This window comes from Methylobacterium sp. SyP6R (genome assembly GCF_019216885.1).
Classification (GTDB): domain Bacteria; phylum Pseudomonadota; class Alphaproteobacteria; order Rhizobiales; family Beijerinckiaceae; genus Methylobacterium.
Genome location: NZ_JAAQRC020000001.1, coordinates 6,100,458 through 6,116,580, shown reverse-complemented (window position 1 = coordinate 6,116,580; position 16,123 = coordinate 6,100,458). Strand labels below are relative to the sequence as shown.

The 16,123-nt window shown below is 68.9% G+C and carries 17 protein-coding genes; 6 read left to right on the top strand and 11 right to left on the bottom strand.

What is annotated here, in order from left to right; genetic code table 11:
- Positions 1-55 precede the first annotated feature (55 nt).
- The 6 genes from HBB12_RS28065 to HBB12_RS28040 form a co-directional block, all read right to left on the bottom strand.
- Positions 56-1,093, bottom strand: coding sequence for a flagellar motor switch protein FliG (locus tag HBB12_RS28065; RefSeq protein ID WP_236992374.1), 1,038 nt, complete (start codon positions 1,091-1,093; stop codon positions 56-58).
- Between the two features lie 4 nt (positions 1,094-1,097).
- Positions 1,098-1,445: a flagellar motor switch protein FliN gene (fliN, locus tag HBB12_RS28060; RefSeq protein WP_236992373.1), complete on the bottom strand. Its 348-nt coding sequence runs from the start codon at positions 1,443-1,445 to the stop codon at positions 1,098-1,100.
- A gap of 324 nt (positions 1,446-1,769) precedes the next feature.
- Positions 1,770-2,075, bottom strand: a complete 306-nt coding sequence (locus HBB12_RS28055) for a hypothetical protein (protein ID WP_236992372.1) — start codon at positions 2,073-2,075, stop codon at positions 1,770-1,772.
- Complete coding sequence (locus HBB12_RS28050; protein ID WP_236992371.1) at positions 2,059-3,006, bottom strand: flagellar motor switch protein FliM; 948 nt, start codon at positions 3,004-3,006, stop codon at positions 2,059-2,061. Before HBB12_RS28050 ends, HBB12_RS28055 begins: the two co-directional genes overlap by 17 nt.
- 19 nt (positions 3,007-3,025) lie before the next feature.
- Positions 3,026-3,898 carry a flagellar motor stator protein MotA gene (motA, locus tag HBB12_RS28045; RefSeq protein WP_060848193.1) on the bottom strand — a complete coding sequence of 291 codons (873 nt, stop codon included), beginning with the start codon at positions 3,896-3,898 and terminating at the stop codon, positions 3,026-3,028.
- Positions 3,899-4,084: 186 nt separating this feature from the next.
- Positions 4,085-4,516, bottom strand: a complete 432-nt coding sequence (locus HBB12_RS28040) for a flagellar biosynthesis repressor FlbT (protein WP_236992370.1) — start codon at positions 4,514-4,516, stop codon at positions 4,085-4,087.
- A gap of 378 nt (positions 4,517-4,894) precedes the next feature.
- Between HBB12_RS28040 and HBB12_RS28035 the strand changes: the two genes are divergently transcribed.
- Together HBB12_RS28035 and HBB12_RS28030 are read left to right on the top strand one after the other, a co-directional pair.
- Positions 4,895-6,661 carry a flagellin N-terminal helical domain-containing protein gene (locus tag HBB12_RS28035; protein WP_236992369.1) on the top strand — a complete coding sequence of 589 codons (1,767 nt, stop codon included), beginning with the start codon at positions 4,895-4,897 and terminating at the stop codon, positions 6,659-6,661.
- Between the two features lie 561 nt (positions 6,662-7,222).
- Positions 7,223-8,989: a flagellin N-terminal helical domain-containing protein gene (locus HBB12_RS28030; protein ID WP_236992368.1), complete on the top strand. Its 1,767-nt coding sequence runs from the start codon at positions 7,223-7,225 to the stop codon at positions 8,987-8,989.
- Positions 8,990-9,100: 111 nt separating this feature from the next.
- Here the strand turns inward: HBB12_RS28030 and HBB12_RS28025 are convergent, their stop codons facing one another.
- The 5 genes from HBB12_RS28025 to HBB12_RS28005 all read right to left on the bottom strand — a co-directional run bounded on the left by HBB12_RS28025 (position 9,101) and on the right by HBB12_RS28005 (position 12,609).
- Complete coding sequence (locus HBB12_RS28025; protein WP_236992367.1) at positions 9,101-9,784, bottom strand: response regulator transcription factor; 684 nt, start codon at positions 9,782-9,784, stop codon at positions 9,101-9,103.
- A 470-nt stretch (positions 9,785-10,254) separates the two neighbouring features.
- The gene (locus tag HBB12_RS28020; RefSeq protein ID WP_236992366.1) at positions 10,255-10,962 is read right to left on the bottom strand and encodes a glutathione S-transferase; all 708 of its coding nucleotides are present in this window, start codon (positions 10,960-10,962) and stop codon (positions 10,255-10,257) included.
- A gap of 47 nt (positions 10,963-11,009) precedes the next feature.
- Positions 11,010-11,726: a YidB family protein gene (locus tag HBB12_RS28015; protein WP_236992365.1), complete on the bottom strand. Its 717-nt coding sequence runs from the start codon at positions 11,724-11,726 to the stop codon at positions 11,010-11,012.
- Positions 11,727-11,787: 61 nt separating this feature from the next.
- Complete coding sequence (locus HBB12_RS28010; protein WP_236992364.1) at positions 11,788-12,084, bottom strand: hypothetical protein; 297 nt, start codon at positions 12,082-12,084, stop codon at positions 11,788-11,790.
- 261 nt (positions 12,085-12,345) lie between these two features.
- Positions 12,346-12,609: a hypothetical protein gene (locus HBB12_RS28005; RefSeq protein WP_236992363.1), complete on the bottom strand. Its 264-nt coding sequence runs from the start codon at positions 12,607-12,609 to the stop codon at positions 12,346-12,348.
- A 311-nt stretch (positions 12,610-12,920) separates the two neighbouring features.
- On the opposite strand from HBB12_RS28005, the gene HBB12_RS28000 reads away from it, so the two are divergent.
- The 4 genes from HBB12_RS28000 (at position 12,921) to HBB12_RS27985 (ending at position 15,986) form a co-directional block, all read left to right on the top strand.
- Complete coding sequence (locus tag HBB12_RS28000) at positions 12,921-13,316, top strand: VOC family protein (RefSeq protein ID WP_236992362.1); 396 nt, start codon at positions 12,921-12,923, stop codon at positions 13,314-13,316.
- 93 nt (positions 13,317-13,409) lie between these two features.
- Positions 13,410-13,958 carry a twin-arginine translocation signal domain-containing protein gene (locus tag HBB12_RS27995; protein ID WP_236992361.1) on the top strand — a complete coding sequence of 183 codons (549 nt, stop codon included), beginning with the start codon at positions 13,410-13,412 and terminating at the stop codon, positions 13,956-13,958.
- A gap of 100 nt (positions 13,959-14,058) precedes the next feature.
- Complete coding sequence (locus HBB12_RS27990) at positions 14,059-15,627, top strand: GMC family oxidoreductase (protein ID WP_236992360.1); 1,569 nt, start codon at positions 14,059-14,061, stop codon at positions 15,625-15,627.
- Complete coding sequence (locus tag HBB12_RS27985; RefSeq protein ID WP_236992359.1) at positions 15,627-15,986, top strand: hypothetical protein; 360 nt, start codon at positions 15,627-15,629, stop codon at positions 15,984-15,986. Before HBB12_RS27990 ends, HBB12_RS27985 begins: the two co-directional genes overlap by 1 nt.
- Positions 15,987-16,123: the final 137 nt, after the last annotated feature.

Below are 16,123 nucleotides of genomic sequence, written 5' to 3'. Positions count from 1 at the left end.
CCCGGCGGGAGCGACGAACCGCCGGCCCGACATCGCCCCGGTCATCGTGCGCCGCTCAGCGGATGAGGGCTTCATCCTCGCCTCCCGGGTTGATCTCGATCTCGCCGCGGCCCGCCATGTCCATGGCGAGGTCGGTGATGCTGCGGCGCGCCTCCATCACGTCGCGCTGGGCGGCCGGCTCGCCGCCGTTCAGCTCGTGCTCGACCATCCGGCGGACGCGGGCCGACAGCGCGCTCAGCACCACGGTGCGGAACTCGGCATCGGTGCCCTTGAGGGCCAGCACCAGGCGGTCGTTGGGCACCGCGTCGAACAGGGTGGTGCGCGCGCGCGGCGCCAGCTTGACGATGTCGTCGAAGGTGAAGAGCAGGCCCTTGAGGATCTCGACCGATTTCGGCAGCGTATCGGACAGGCTGGTCAGTGCCTCGTCCATCTGCTGGCGATCCATCTTGTTGATGATGTCGGCCATCTTGGCGTGGGTGTCGGCGCCGGAATTGCGCGAGCCGTTGATCAGGAAGTCCTCGTGCAGGGCGCGCTCGACCGCCTGCATCACGTCGTCGGTCACCGGCTTGAAGCTCAGCATCCGCCGCATCACGGTGTTGCGCACCGGCAGCGGCAGGTGCCCCATCACCTTGGCGGCGATGGCCGGCTTGACCTTCGACAGGATCAGGGCCGCGGTCTGCGGGTGCTCCTTGACGAGGTAGCTCGCGAGCGAGGTCTCCGACACCGTCGCCATCCGCTCCCAGACCGATCGGTTGGCGTTGCCGCGCAGGTCGGCCAGGATGTCGGCGACCTGGTCGGCCGGGAGCAGGCCGGTCAGGAGCTTCTCGACCTCCGACACCGTGCCGACGAGGCTCGAGCCGCTGGCGAATTCCTCGGCGAAGCTCTCGACCACGGTGTCGAGCAGGTCGGGGCTCACCGCACCGAGCCGCGAGGCCGAGTGGGTGATCCGCTTGATCTCGTCCGGCTCGAAGTACTTCAGCAGGCGCCCGGCCGCGGGCTTGCCCATGGCCAGGAGCAAGGTCGCGACCTGGTCGACGGGCGCGAGCTGGCGGGAGCCGCTGCGCAGGGCCGGGGGGGACGCCGCAAAGTTCACGCGATCAGCCGTTCTGTGCGGCGTCGGCCGGGCCGACCACCTCGGTCAGCGAGACGCCGAAGCGGGAATTCTCCTCCTCGACGATGACGATCTCGCCCCGGGCGATCACCCGGCCGTTGACCATCACGTCGACCGGCTCGCCGACCCGGTGGTCGAGGGAGACGATCGCGCCGCGGCCGAGCTTCATCAGGTTGGCGACCGGCATGGTGGCCGAGCCGAGCACCACCTGCACCAGGACCGGGATGCGCAGGATCGAATCGAGGTTGCGCCCGTCCTCGGCCGACCCGGGTTGGGATCCCTGGCTCGGGAAGGCGGGGCTGGCGCCGGCATCGGGGAAGGGGCTGGTGCTCATCGCGGGCTCGCGTGCGGGTCTCGACGTGTTGCTGACAGTCCTAAAGCCCCAAGCTGATCCGAGGCTTGCGGCGATGCCGGCCTCTCCTCGCCGAGGCCGGGACATGCGCCGTGCCCGGCCGCCCGGGCCGGGCGCCGTCCCGCCCCGCCGCGGCCCGCAGGGAACGCAGCGGGACCTCTACGATCCGACGAAAATCATACCGTTTGGTTCAAGCGATGCGGCGAAATCGACGCGCGGGCGGCTGCGCCCGATGGCGGTGCCATCGGGGGAGGCGGCGTCGGGCGCTCGATCCGGCCGACCGTGTCGTCGGACGAGGCTCGGCCCTCAGCGCCCGCGCTCGGCCGCCGTCCTCTCCGGCGCCGCCGCGCGCCGGCTGGCCTCCAGGGCGTCGAGCGTCGCCTTCGCCTCCTCGATCTTGGCGCCCAGCGCCTCGAGGATCTCCCGGCCCTCGCCGGCAAAGCTCCGGACCGCCTCGCCGGCGCTCGCCAGCGCATGGCCGGAGGCCGCGACCGCCCGGCCGTACTCGGCCTGGGCGCGGTCGAGGCGCTTGAGCTTCAGGTAGAGCGGCAGCACGCAGGCATTGGTGCCCACCAGGGCGGCGAGCAGCACTCCGTCAACCAGCGAGACCATGCTCCGCCCCTTCCTTGTCCTGGATGGCCTCGTCGATCCGAAGGACGTAGGCCCCCTGCGACTGCCCGGCATGGCACCAGAACAGCGGCTTGTCGTTACCCTCGAGCTTGATGCGCGTCGCCGGCGTGGCGTCGAGGGCGATCACCTGGCCGACCTTCAGCCCGGCGATCTCGCCGAGGCTCAGGTGGCGCTCCTCCAGCACGGCGCGCAGGTGCACCGTGGTCTTCTGCACCTCGGCGGCGATCTGGCTCGTCCAGCGCGGGTCGCGGCGGGTGCTGGTCTCGCCGGTCAGCACCTTGGCAAGGCTCGGGCGCAGCGGGTTGAGCACCGTCTGCGGGATGATGATGAACATCTCGCCGCCGCGGCTCAACGCCTGGAGGTTGAACTTGGCCTGGATCGCCTTGTTGGTGCGCCGGCCGATCACCGCGAATTCCATCCGGGTCTCGGTGCGCTCCAGGGTGAACGCGGTCTTCGAGACGAGGCCGAACGAGGCTTCGAGCGCCCGGCCGACCTGCTCAAGCACGATCTGGGCGATGCGCAGCTCGATCGCCGAGAAGGCGCGCTCGTCGTCGACCGGCTGCTCCGTGCCGTCGGCGCCGAACAGCACCTCGACCATGGTGAAGACGAAGTCGCGGTCGAGGCCGACCAGGATGTGGCCGTCCCAGGCCGGGGCCTGGAAGATGCCCACCACCGCCTTCGCGTCGTAGGCGTCGAGGAACTCGCCGAAGCGCCCGGTCTCGACGCCGTTGAGCGAGTAGAGGATCGACGAGGCGGCGAGGTGCTTGAGGCCGTCGCCGCAGGCGGTGGCCAGGCGGTCGAAGATGAGCTGCAGCATCGGCAGCCGGTCCAGGGAGAGGCCGGCGGCCTCCTGGATGCGGGCGCGGATGTCGGCGGGGTTCTTGAGGATCGTCTGGTCGGAGAGGCTGGTCATGGCTCGCGTGTCCCGGCTCTCAGGCCGCTTCGCGGTTCTGGGCGCCCGGCACGGTCGCGGCCTCGACCTCGTCGATGGTCGGACGGTCGGCGGCGGCGATACCCTTGCGGCCGTGCTCGATCGCCACCTGCGGCAGGGCGCCGTTCATGTAGGCGATCAGGCTCTGCTTCACGATGGTGTAGACCGAGCACTGCTTCTCGCGCACGCCCTTCACCTTGATGGCGAGCGGCGCCAGCACGCCGTAGGAGGCGAACACCCCGAAGAAGGTGCCGACGAGGGCTGCGCCGATCAGGCCGCCGAGGATCTGCGGCGACTGGTCGAGCGCACCCATCGCCTTCACGATGCCGAGCACCGCCGCGACGATCCCGAGCGCCGGCAGCGCCTCCGCCACCGTGTTGATCGCGTTGTAAGGCTTGAGCGCGTACTTCTTGTGCGTGCCGATCTCCTCCTCCATCAGCGCCTCGATCTCATGCGAGCGGGCGCCGCCGATCAGGATCAGCCGGCAATAGTCGCAGATGAACAGGACCAGGCCCTGGTCCTTGGTCACGTCCGGGTAGTTCTTGAAAATCTCGGAATTCGCCGGATCGTCGAAATGGGTCTCGACCTCGTTGCGCGGCTTGGTCTTGATCTCGCGCAGGAGGGCGTGGATCAGGCCGAGCAGCGACAGGAAGTCCTTGCGCTTCGGCCCCTTGCCGCTGAACGCCTCCATGGTCGCCTTGCCGGAATCGACCACGGTCTTCATCGGGTTGGCGATCACGAAGGTGCCGGCCGCCATGCCGCCGATGATGACGAACTCCCAGGGCTGCCAGATCACGATCAGGTGGCCGCCCATGGCCACGAAGCCGCCGAGCATGCAGCCGATGGCGATGAGAAGGCCGACGAGGATTCCCATATCCCGCAATGCTCCGTCTTGATGGGCTAGAGCATTTTCCGACGAGGTGGATACCGGCTCGGCGTAGAAAATGCGGCAAAATCAAGGATCTAGAGAAGCTTCGCGATCGCCGCGCGATCGTGAAGCTCTCCAGGGATGTAAGACCGGTGGCTTGCGCGGGGCTTTTTCAGCCCCGGACCGCCCGAGTCAGGTCGCCGGCCCGGCCTTGATCGCCCGGCGCAGGGCCGCCAGGGCCTCGATCAGGCGCCCGGCCTCGACGAGGGCGGCGACCCGCTCCAGGCTGTCCCGCTGGACCGGCCCGACCGTGGAGTGAGGGTCGAGCACCGGCGGCAGGCCCGCCGTGAACGCCTCCCGCCAGGTCGCGGCCGCCTCAGGCTCGATCAGGGCCTGCTGCACGCAGTAATAGAGCCGCTGCAGCGGCGTCCGCGCCGCCTCCGCCGACAGGATCTGGCTCGGCAGCAGCAGGGCTTCGGCGAGGTGGATCTCCGCGCCGAAGGCATCGTGCGCCCGGATCAGGGCGCCGTTGAGGAAGAACGTGCCGCCCTTCTTGAGGACGATGCGCGTCGGTGTCGTCTCGGCCTTGCCGCCGCGCGGGGTGGGCCCGGGATGTCCGCTCATGCGAGCCGGAATAGCCGCGCTGCCTTGCCCGGGCCTGTCCGAAAGGCAATTCCTGCCGGCCTCCCGGGGACATTCCTGCCGGGCGGCCGGGGTGTGGATAGCGGGTATTACCGAGGGCTTAATCGCTTGCTAAGGGGGCCCCCCCGATAGTGCATCTGTCGGCGGCGCCCCAGCAGGGCCGCCCGGCAGGTGCAGCGGATGGGCTTCCCCGAGCCCAAGACATGATGTCGAGCCGCAGCCCCCGGTGAGAATCCGGATGTGTCGAAGCGCAGTCGGTCGGACCCCTCGCGTCCGATGGCATGAAGCCGTTCCGCTGCACCGGTGTGAGCCCGGAACCTTGCACATTCCCGCCACGCTCAAAAACCGGAATCCCTCGCCGTGACCAGCCTGCTCACCAACAACGCCGCGATGACGGCGCTGACCACCCTCAAGAACATCAACCAGAACCTCGACACGACCAGCAACCGGGTCTCGACCGGCCAGCGCGTCTCGGCCGCCTCCGACAACGCCGCCTACTGGTCGATCGCCACCACGGTTCGCACCGACAACGCCTCGCTCGGCGCGGTCAAGGACTCGCTCGGCCTCGGCTCCTCGTCGGTCGACACCGCCTATAACGGCCTCAACAGCATCATCACCGACCTGCAGAACATGCGGGCCAAGCTGCAGACCGCGATGACCCCGGGCGTCGACCGCTCGAAGGTGCAGGTCGAGATCTCGGCGATCCAGTCGAAGATGAAGGCCACTGCCGATTCCTCGAACGCCAGCGGCCAGAACTGGCTCTCGGTCAATTCCTCGGCCAGCAACAGCGCCTACCTGGCGACCCAGAACGTGGTCGGCGGTTTCTCGCGCACCGCCAGCGGCAGCATCACCTTCTCGCAGATCGCCGTGAACGTGCAGAGCATCAAGCTCTACGACGTCAACTCGACCAGCGTCAGCACCGCCGCCACCAACGCCCAGGTTCTCGCCGCCACCTCTCTGACCGGCACGACCGGCTTCGGCTCGGGCGCCGGCACGGCGGACTTCTCGGGCCCGAACGAGGTCTCGCTGACCGTGACGGTCGGCGGCGTCGCCGGCACGCTGACCCTCAACGCCGGCAACATGCAGTCGGCCGCCCAGAACCTGTCCAAGGTCACCACCAGCGAGTTCCTCAACGCCCTCAACAACCAGATCGCCGCCAACGGCAGTCTCGCCGGCAAGGTCACGGCGGGCCTCGACTCGTCGGGCCGGCTCAACTTCACCACCACCGGCACCGGTGCAGCCTCGACCCTGAACGTCCAGCTCGCCAACCCGTCCGCGGGCGGCAAGCGGGTGCTCGATATCGGCCTCGGCACCGTCACGACGGGCGCGCAGTCGGCCGTGGCGACCGGCACCGCGATCACCACCCTCGACCTGTCGACGGGCTCGAAGGTGATCACGATCAACGACGGCGCCACGCCCAAGACCCTGACCCTGGTGGCGGCGGACTTCACCGCCCTGGGCGCCTCGGCGACCTCGGCGAGCAACACCGCGGTGAACGGCGCCGACCTGGTTGCGATCATGAACACCAAGCTCGCCGCGGCGACGGCCAGCACGGTGACCGCGTCGTTCTCGAACGGCAAGATCACGCTGTCGAACTCCGACAACACCAAGACGATCGCGACGGGCGGCGCCGACGTGGCGGCCTTCGGCTTCACCGCGACGACGTTCAACAACGTTGCGGGCGGCACGGTGGTGGTGCGCAGCGCCTCGGGCACGAATGCCGGGACGACGCAGGCGCAGGGCATCCTCGACACGACGGCGGGGACCTACAACGCGCAGTTCGGCGGCGGCTCGTACTCGATCGCCAACCTCGACATCTCGCAGCTGGTGGGCACCAACGGCGACGCGGACCTGCAGGCGATCATCTCGGCGGTCGACAAGGCGATCGGCAAGGTGACGGATGCGGGCACGAAGCTGGGTGCCAACAAGACGCAGATCGACGGCCAGAAGACCTTCGTCGACACGCTGATGAAGGCCAACGACCGCACCATCGGCATCCTGGTGGATGCGGACGTGGAGGAGGAGTCGACCAAGCTGAAGGCGCTGCAGACGCAGCAGCAGCTGGCGGTGCAGGCGCTCTCGATCGCCAACTCGGCGAGCCAGAACGTCCTCTCGCTCTTCCGCTAAGCGGCGGAGGGTGGCGGACCGCCGAGCGGTCCGCCGACCGGCGCGACGATACAAGGCCACGTCCTCAGGGACGTGGCCTTTTTCTTTTGCTCATCGTCGTCTTGTGGTTAATGAAAATCTATGGTTAACGAGATCTTGACAATCGACCGGCGCGGGTTCGGTAAAAACCGACGCCTTTCCGATCTGCGCTCTTAAGCTTAATCGTCGAATAACCTTCTGGGTGCAGATTGGCTTCATCGACGGGGCGGCAGCGAGGCTGCTCCCCCGGCGAGGCAGGTGCAGCGGATGGGCTCCGACGAGCCCAGAGACATGATGTCGAACCGCTGACCCCGGTGAGAGTCCGGATGTCTAACGCGCAGCGAGTCGGGCTTGAGCGAGCCCTGGACGGCGATGCCGTCGTCCCGGGGGGATCAAGAGAGACCGACCGGATCGGCCGCGGGCTGGGCAATCCAGCGCGCCTCCGCTCGGTCGTCCCGACGGCATGAGGCCGTTCTGCTGTACCGGTGCGAGCCCGGATCACGATCGCCCTAGCCAGTAACGTGTAGATCAGGACGACCAGCCGTGACCAGCCTGCTGACCAACAACGCCGCGATGACGGCGCTGACCACCCTCAAGAACATCAACCAGAACCTCGACACGACCAGCAACCGGGTCTCGACCGGCCAGCGCGTCTCGGCCGCCTCCGACAACGCCGCCTATTGGTCGATCGCCACCACGGTGCGCACCGACAACGCCTCGCTCGGCGCGGTCAAGGACTCGCTCGGCCTCGGCTCCTCGTCGGTCGACACCGCCTATAACGGCCTCAACAGCATCATCTCCGACCTGCAGAACATGCGGGCCAAGCTGCAGACCGCGATGACCCCGGGCGTCGACCGCTCGAAGGTGCAGACCGAGATCGCCGCCATCCAGTCGAAGATGAAGGCGACCGCCGATTCCTCGAACTCGAGCGGCCAGAACTGGCTCTCGGTCAATTCCTCGGCCAGCAACAGCGCCTACCTGGCGACCCAGAACGTGGTCGGCGGTTTCTCGCGCACCGCCAGCGGGACCATCACCTTCTCGCAGATCGCCGTGAACGTGCAGAGCATCAAGCTCTACGACGTCAACTCGACCAGCGTGAACACCGCCGCCACCAATGCCCAGATCGTCGGCTCGACCTCGCTGACCGGCACCGCCGGTTTCGGCTCGGGCACCGGTACGGCGGACTTCTCGGGCCCGAACGAGGTCTCGCTGACCGTGACGGTCGGCGGCGTCGCCGGCACGCTGACCCTCAACGCCGGCAACATGCAGTCGGCCGCCCAGAACCTGTCCAAGGTCACCACCAGCGAGTTCCTCAACGCCCTCAACAACCAGATCGCCGCCAACGGCAGTCTCGCCGGCAAGGTCACGGCGGGCCTCGACTCGTCGGGCCGGCTCAACTTCACCACCACCGGCACCGGTGCAGCCTCGACCCTGAACGTCCAGCTCGCCAACCCGTCCGCGGGCGGCAAGCGGGTGCTCGATATCGGCCTCGGCACCGTCACGACGGGCGCGCAGTCGGCCGTGGCGACCGGCACCGCGATCACCACCCTCGACCTGTCGACGGGCTCGAAGGTGATCACGATCAACGACGGCGCCACGCCCAAGACCCTGACCCTGGTGGCGGCGGACTTCACCGCCCTGGGCGCCTCGGCGACCTCGGCGAGCAACACCGCGGTGAACGGCGCCGACCTGGTTGCGATCATGAACACCAAGCTCGCCGCGGCGACGGCCAGCACGGTGACCGCGTCGTTCTCGAACGGCAAGATCACGCTGTCGAACTCCGACAACACCAAGACGATCGCGACGGGCGGCGCCGACGTGGCGGCCTTCGGCTTCACCGCGACGACGTTCAACAACGTTGCGGCCGGCACGGTGGTGGTGCGCAGCGCCTCGGGCACGAATGCCGGGACGACGCAGGCGCAGGGCATCCTCGACACGGCCGCGGGGACCTACAACCCGCAATTCGGCGGCGGCTCGTACTCGATCGCCAACCTCGACATCTCGAAGCTGGTGGGCACCAACGGCGACGCGGACCTGCAGGCGATCATCTCGGCGGTCGACAAGGCGATCGGCAAGGTGACGGATGCGGGTACGAAGCTGGGTGCCAACAAGACGCAGATCGACGGCCAGAAGACCTTCGTCGACACGCTGATGAAGGCCAACGACCGCACGATCGGCATCCTGGTGGATGCGGACGTGGAGGAGGAGTCGACCAAGCTGAAGGCGCTGCAGACGCAGCAGCAGCTGGCGGTGCAGGCGCTCTCGATCGCCAACTCGGCGAGCCAGAACGTCCTCTCGCTCTTCCGCTAAGATGACCGACCGCCGCCCTCCCGGCGGCGGTCACTCCGATGACGACGAAGCCCCGGGCGGTCGACCGCCCGGGGCTTCGTTGCATTCCGGTCGCTGAAAGGAGAGAGGGGATCAGCCGACGAAGGTGTAGCCGGCCAGACGCTTGGCCTCGATCGGGTCGTAGCCCAGCCGCATCCGCAGCTTCTTGCGCAGCTTGCTGATGTGGCCCTCGACGACGCTCTCGTCGACGGCCGCGTCGAGGTCGCCGTAGACCGCCTTGAAGATCTGGCCCTTGGTCACCGGCCGGCCGCGGTTGCGGGCGAGATAATCCAGGATGTCGCGCTCGCGCCGGGGCAGCAGCAGGCTCTGGCCGTCGATCTCCGGATCGCGCCCGTCGGTATGGACGGTCAGGCGGCCGCTCTTGTCCGGGGTGCTCGCGGGCTTTGCCTCGCTGCGGTTGGTCCGGCGGCGGATCGCCCCGGCTCGGGCGATGATCTCGCGGACATGGACCGGCTTGCGCACCACGTCGTCGATGCCGGCGGTGAACAGCGCGAGGGTCTGCTCCAGGGAGCGGGTCTCGTTCAGCGCGATGATCGGCGCACCGGACAGGCTGCGCAGCAGGCCGGTGAAGGTCGCCCGGTCGGCGCAATCGCCGATGACGAAGCCCTGGACCGCCGCGAGGTCCTGGGCCGGCGTGGCGTCGATCCAGGTCTGGACGTCCCGCACGTCCAGCCCCCGGGCCGCCACGCCCTCCACGCCGAAGCCTTCCACGTAGTGTGCAGCCACGCTTTCCCGCTCGTCGACGACGATGTACACGCCAGCCCCCAAGATTTTTTGACGAGTTCTTCTGTTCCGTTGCCTGAGAAGGCAGCGGGGTTGCTTGGTTCTTGATTGTCGAAAATTACCGGAACTTCGCAGTGGACTTGCGTTGTCGGCCGGCATGCGCGTCGAGGCGCGGTTTGGTTAACGATTTGGTTAACGGACTTTCGCGCCGAAATGGTTAATTTTTTGTTAAGGACGCCCCCCGGCTGTCCATCTGAGGCCACACTCCGTTGCGCCACGGCAACGTGCGTCTTGGGAGGCGCGTGAAATCAACGGTTTAGGAAAAAGCCTGCCGCCCCGTGAGCCTGTTGCGCATCCGCAACGTTTCGACATTCCGTTGCGGCATCGCGCGTGGCCCCCATGCCGATCGCCCGGAGGGAGGCCGGTGGGAGGATGTCCGGGCCGAACTGATTCGCGAATGGTGCCCCGGGCGGACCGGTCTCGGCCCTTCCGGTGCTGCTGCGTCAGGCGTCGAGTTCCGGGTAGCGGCGGAAAATCCCGTCCTCGCTGAAGGGTACGCGCCGGTCGCTCGCGAGATAGGCGGCGATGCGCGGCCGGCGGGCCACGAGCCGGTGCAGGGCGACGACCTTCGGCGTGAACCCGAGCGCCCGCTCGGTCGCCCGCGGGAAGGCGTAGGCCAGGCCCTCCACCAGCTGGAACAGCGAGAGGTCGGCGTAGCTGAGGCTTTCGCCGACGAGGTGGCGCGGACCGACGGTGTTCGTCGCCAGCACCCGCTCGAACCAGTGCAGGAATTTCGGGATCCGGCTCTCGCGAAAATCCGCGGCCCGGCGTGCGGCCTCTTCCGTCTGCTCCTCGTAGTACAGGGCGGAGGCGATCGGGTGGTGGCTGTCATGGGCCTCGGCCACCGCATCGGCGATAGTGAGCTGGATCTGGTGGGTCCAGATCCGGTCGGCCTCGCGCTCCCCGACGAGGCCGAGGCGCGGTCCGAGATGGAGCAGGATCGCGGCGGTCTGGCCGATCACCAGATCGCCGTCGCGCAGGTAGGGTGGGGCGAAGGGCGGGCGGGGCGGCGCGTCGAGCCCGGCCATCAGGCCGTCGATGCCGTCCTCGCGGGCGACATCGACGTAAGGCGCGCCGGCCTCCTCCAGGGCGAGACGGACGAACTCGCCCCGGCCCTGGATCATCGGCCAGTAATGGAGCTCGTAGGCCATCGGCGTCACCCTTCGCGCGAAACGGCGCCCGGGGGCGCCGTGACGAATCACCAGCCGCGCATCTCGTCGTGGTTCGGACGCCGGCCCTGCGGCGTCAACCCGTCGATCACGCCCGGCAGCACCTGGGCGAGCTGTGCCAGCAGGTCGTCCCGGCCCATTCCGGTCTGTCGGCTCAGGGTCTCGACCGTGTCGGGGCCGAGCGCCTGGGCGAGCTGCTGCGGCTGGATCGGCCGGTTGTGGCCCGGGCCGATCCACGATTCGATCATCTCGCCGAGGCCGCCGCGGCGGAAGCGGTCGATGAGCTGGTCGAGACCGCCGGCGGCATCCTCCGGCTGCTCCCGGTCGAGGCGGGAATACGGCCCGGCGCCCTGGTCGAACGGGTTCTGCATGCCCCCGCTGCCGGGGGAGGGCGCCTGGGTCCCGCCGCCGGGGCCGTCGAGCATCCCGGCAAGGTCGGAATAGGGATTGTCCGGATCCTCGCCGCGCCGGCCGCGGGGCGCGTCGTCGCGCGGGTCCGGCGCACCGTAGCCGTGCGGATCCGGGGCGTCGCCGTCGTCGGGCCCGCCCTGCGGCACCGGCCGGCGGCCGCCGCCGAAGATGTCGCCGAAACCGCCCTGCATCGCCTTGGCGGCGAGCAGCATCAGCAGCGCCTTGACCAGGGGCGACATCGCCCCGGAGCCGCCCTCGCGGCCTTCCTCATGCCGGCCCCCGCCTCCGAGGACGTTGCCGAGCACCGAACCGATGACCTGATCGAGCAGACCCATGGGCGACTCCCCTCGCGTGCGTTGCGCGGGGGTTAACCCTGGTGGCCGGCAAGGAGTTGCCTCAGCGTCGGTCGCCGGCCCCGTCGCCGCCGCCGGTGGCACGCCGGTCCTTGGGCTCGAGCTGGTCGAGGGGATTGGTGCGCGCGCGGGTGCTGCCGCTCAGGCCCGTGTCGCCGGGCATCACCTTGGTCTCGGGCTTGATCGCCTGCGGAGGGGCGATTCCCGACGCGTCGCCGCCCTTGCCGTCGGGGATGTCGGCCTGGGTCGGCTGGTCGCGCCGGTCCGAGATCGCGAGGGCCGGGGCGGCGCTCGCGGCCAGGATCAGAAAGGCGGAAAGCAGGCGGGCGAGCGGGGGCATGGCTGTCTCCTGCGAGGGTTTGCAGGGGCAAAGCGAACCGAAGCTCTGCGGTTCCGGCGGGGGCGCGGGAAAAACCCCGCGCTTCCGGCTCATGCGAGAAGGGCCGCCCCCGAGGAGCGGCCCTTCGGCGGATTACATGTTGATCAGGGCGCTGGCGGTGCCGAATACCGTCATGGCGAGGCCCCCGGCCAGAACACCGATCATGCCGTAGGAAACGGCGCGCAGAAGCTTCATGTCACTCATGTCCCGTCTCCTGTCGGATCAGCAGCGGTGCCCGCCCGCGGTCTGGCCGTATTGCTTGACCGGGAAGTTCTGCTGGTTGGCGTTGCCCTCCGAGGCCGAACTCATCGGGCAGGCGCCGTAGAACGGCACGCTGGTATTGGCGGAGCCGATCGAGCCGGTGGTCTCGACGTCGCGAGGGCCGAACGGGGTGGCGGGAGAGGTGGGGCCGAATGCCATGGCGGACGAGATCGGAGCGGCGCCAAGGACAATCGCGGTGACGACGGCGGCGATACGGGTCTTCATCTGGTATTCAGGCTCCTTATTCGCAGTGCAGGTCCGGGTTGGTGGCTGCTTCCGTTGCGATGATCGGAAGATAGGTGGGCGAAGGCCGTTGCGATGTGTCCTCGCGCACGCGGCGGAGCGGAACAAGAACTGGCCGGTCTCCGTGGCGGGCCGACGCTCATCGTGCGCCGTCGCTTGCGGGAGGGCGCGGGCGGACGCCCCGATCGGCCCGCCCGCGTCACAGCCCGCTACCACCCCGGCTCCGTCCCTGGAGCTATTCTCAACAGCGACACCCGAGCGGTGGCTTACGCGAAACGAGGTTCCTGCTGCCGATGGCCAAGCCCGTCCACTCGATGATCCGCGTCCTCGACGAGGAGCGCTCCCGCGCCTACTACGCCCGCGCCTTCGGCCTCGAACTCGCCGAGCGCGTCGGCTTCGACGGGTTCGCGCTCGTCTACCTGCGCCATCCCTCGTCGCCGTTCGAGCTGGAACTGACGGTCAACTTCGACCGCACCGAGCCCTACGATCTCGGCAACGGCTACGGCCACCTCGCGGTGGTGGTGGACGACGTCGATGCCGAGCATGCCCGCTTCACGCAGGAAGGCCTGCCCGCCACCCCGGTCAAGGACTTCCAGCACCAGGGCAAGACGCTCGCCCGCTTCTTCTTCGCTACCGATCCGGACGGCTACAAGATCGAGGTGATCCAGAAGGGCGGCCGCTTCCGCTGACATCCCCGGCGGGTGCGGGAGCGCGCGACAGACGCGCCCCGCGCCGGCCGACACGTGCACGGCATAAAAAACGACATCAGAGGAGACAAGCCCATGAGAGAAGTCGATCCGCGCGTGCGGTTCAGCCGCCGCGGCTTCCTGCAGAGCGCCGCCGCCGCGGCGCCGGCCGCCGCCCTCGCCAGCGCCGCCGGGCTCCAGGTCTCGGAAGCCTGGGCCGAGAACGGCGCCGCCCTGTCGCCGGCCGAGCTGAAGACCCTGGTGAAGATGGCGCGGGACATCTACCCGCACGACTTCCTCGGCGACGTCTATTACATCACGGCGATCAAGCCCTGGGACGGCAAGGCCGCCGCCGACCCGTCGGTGAAGACGCTGCTGACCTCCGGGGTGCGCCGCCTCGACGAGGACGCGCAGGCCCGCCACAAGGTCGCTTACGCCCAGATCGGCTGGGAGGCCGACCGGGTCGCGGTGCTGGAGGGCATCAGCCACACGGACTTCTTCAAGAAGATCCGCTCGGACCTCGTCGTCTCGCTCTACAACCAGCCGGAGATCTGGCCGAAATTCGGCTACGAGGGGTCGTCCGCCGACAAGGGCGGCTACATCAACCGCGGCTTCAACGACATCGACTGGCTGCCGAAGGTCTAGCCGCCGGCACACGCACTCACGCCGACCGTCCACCAAAGAACAATCAATGAACAGCCGCGCCGGACCGGCCGCGACCGGCCGCGCGGACCCGGAGGAAACCATGGCCACATTCGACCTGAACGACGACGGGCTCGTCGTCATCGTCGGCTCGGGCGCCGGCGGCGGCACGCTCGGCACCGAGCTGGCATTGAAGGGCATCCGCTGCGTCATCCTCGAGGCCGGCGCCCGCCACAACATGGAGGATTTCGTCAACGACGAATGGGCGAGCTTCGCCCAGCTCGCCTGGACCGACATGCGCACCACCTCGGGTTCGTGGCGGGTGGCGCGGGACTTCCCCAACCTGCCGGCCTGGATCGTCAAGGCGGTGGGCGGTTCCACCGTGCACTGGGCCGGCGCCTCGTTGCGCTTCGAGGAGCACGAATTCCGCATCCGCGACCATTACGGCGCGCTGCCCGGCGCCAACCTCCTCGACTGGCCGATCACCCGGGCCGAGCTCGATCCCTGGTACACCAAGGCCGAGGACCGGATGGGGGTGACCCGCACCAACAACATCCCGGGCCTGCCGGGCAACAACAACTTCAAGGTGATGGAGGCCGGCGCCCGCCGCGTCGGCTACAAGGAGGTCCATACCGGCAGGATGGCGATCAACAGCGAGGAGCGCCACGACCGCGGCTCCTGCCAGCAGATCGGCTTCTGCTTCCAGGGCTGCAAGTCGGGGGCGAAATGGTCGACCCTGATCGCCGAGATCCCCCGCGGCGAGGAGACCGGCAACCTGGAGGTGCGCCCGAACTGCATGGCGCTCCGCATCGAGCACGACGCCTCCGGCAAGGTGACCGGCGTGGTCTATGCCGATGCCGACGGCAAGCTCCAGCGCCAGAAGGCCCGCATCGTCGCGGTGGCCGGCAACTCGATCGAGAGCCCGCGGCTCCTCCTCAACAGCGCCTCCAGCATGTTCCCGGACGGGCTCGCCAATTCCTCGGGCCAGGTCGGCCGCAACTACATGCGGCACATGACCGGCAGCGTCTACGGCGTGTTCGAGAAGTCGGTGCACATGTATCGCGGCACCACCATGGCGGGCATCATCCGCGACGAGGCGCATCACGACCCCAAGCGCGGCTTCTCCGGCGGCTACGAGATGGAGACGGTCTCGCTCGGCGTGCCGTTCATGGCCGCCTTCCTCAATCCCGGTGCCTGGGGCCGCTCCTTCACCAGCGCCATGGAGCAATATCCGCGCATGGCCGGGATGTGGCTCGTCGGCGAGGACATGCCGCAGGAGACGAACCGCATCACCCTCGATCCCGCCGTCAAGGACAAGCACGGGATGCCGGTGGCAAGCGTCCATTACGACGATCATCCCAACGACGTCGCGATGCGCAACCACGCCTACAAGCAGGGCGCGGCGATCTACGAGGCGGTCGGCGCCACCGTCACCTACCCGGTCACGCCCTATCCGAGCACCCACAACATGGGCACCAACCGGATGAGCGCGAAGCCGCGGGACGGGGTGCTGAACAAGTTCGGCCAGACCCACGACGTGAAGAACCTGTTCGTCTCCGACGGCAGCCAGTTCACGAGCGGCGCGGCCTGCAACCCGACCCTGACCATCGTCGCCCTGGCGCTCCGCCAGGCCGACCACATCGCCGGTGCGATGCAGAGGCGGGACATCTGATGCGCGCCCTCGCCCTCGCCCTGCTCGCGTCCCTCGCGGCGGGCCCCGCACTCGCCCAAGGCTCACCGACCCCCGCCGCCCCCTCGCGCCAGCCGGGCGGGGCGGCGGCCTATCCCGACAGCCCCGGCGGCCAGCCGGCGGCCGAGCGGGGCGGCCGATCGGTCGCGACCGATCACGGCGCCTGTCCGGCCGGCGGCCCGTGCCCGGCGGCGCCCGGCCCCTCGGGGGCGGCGGATGCGAGCCGCACGGCGGTGCCGAGCAGCTCGGTCGGAAAGCCCGGGCCGGTGCCGAGCACCGCCTACCCGGACGCTCCCGGCGGGATGCCGTCGAACCGCCCGGATGGTGCGGCGCCGCGCTGACGCGGTCCGTCTCACCCGGGCGCGGCGGCGGCGCGTCCGGGTGAGACGTTTCGGCGAGGAATCGCAGCAACGATGGCTGGCGCCGTGTCATTCGGCGGTGGGACGTGACCGCAAACCTGTCAGGATAAGCCGGACCT

Excerpts from the sequence above, each read along its gene's own strand:
- HBB12_RS28050 (WP_236992371.1), bottom strand. The coding sequence starts at position 3,006 with ATGACCAGCCTCTCCGACCAGACGATCCTCAAGAACCCCGCCGACATC.
- HBB12_RS28020 (WP_236992366.1), bottom strand. The coding sequence starts at position 10,962 with ATGGCCTACGAGCTCCATTACTGGCCGATGATCCAGGGCCGGGGCGAG.
- HBB12_RS27995 (WP_236992361.1), top strand. The coding sequence starts at position 13,410 with ATGAGAGAAGTCGATCCGCGCGTGCGGTTCAGCCGCCGCGGCTTCCTG.
- HBB12_RS28040 (WP_236992370.1), bottom strand. The coding sequence starts at position 4,516 with ATGAGCGGACATCCCGGGCCCACCCCGCGCGGCGGCAAGGCCGAGACG.
- HBB12_RS28015 (WP_236992365.1), bottom strand. The coding sequence starts at position 11,726 with ATGGGTCTGCTCGATCAGGTCATCGGTTCGGTGCTCGGCAACGTCCTC.
- HBB12_RS28010 (WP_236992364.1), bottom strand. The coding sequence starts at position 12,084 with ATGCCCCCGCTCGCCCGCCTGCTTTCCGCCTTTCTGATCCTGGCCGCG.
- fliN (WP_236992373.1), bottom strand. The coding sequence starts at position 1,445 with ATGAGCACCAGCCCCTTCCCCGATGCCGGCGCCAGCCCCGCCTTCCCG.
- HBB12_RS27985 (WP_236992359.1), top strand. The coding sequence starts at position 15,627 with ATGCGCGCCCTCGCCCTCGCCCTGCTCGCGTCCCTCGCGGCGGGCCCC.
- HBB12_RS28000 (WP_236992362.1), top strand. The coding sequence starts at position 12,921 with ATGGCCAAGCCCGTCCACTCGATGATCCGCGTCCTCGACGAGGAGCGC.
- HBB12_RS28005 (WP_236992363.1), bottom strand. The coding sequence starts at position 12,609 with ATGAAGACCCGTATCGCCGCCGTCGTCACCGCGATTGTCCTTGGCGCC.
- motA (WP_060848193.1), bottom strand. The coding sequence starts at position 3,898 with ATGGGAATCCTCGTCGGCCTTCTCATCGCCATCGGCTGCATGCTCGGC.
- HBB12_RS27990 (WP_236992360.1), top strand. The coding sequence starts at position 14,059 with ATGGCCACATTCGACCTGAACGACGACGGGCTCGTCGTCATCGTCGGC.
- HBB12_RS28055 (WP_236992372.1), bottom strand. The coding sequence starts at position 2,075 with ATGGTCTCGCTGGTTGACGGAGTGCTGCTCGCCGCCCTGGTGGGCACC.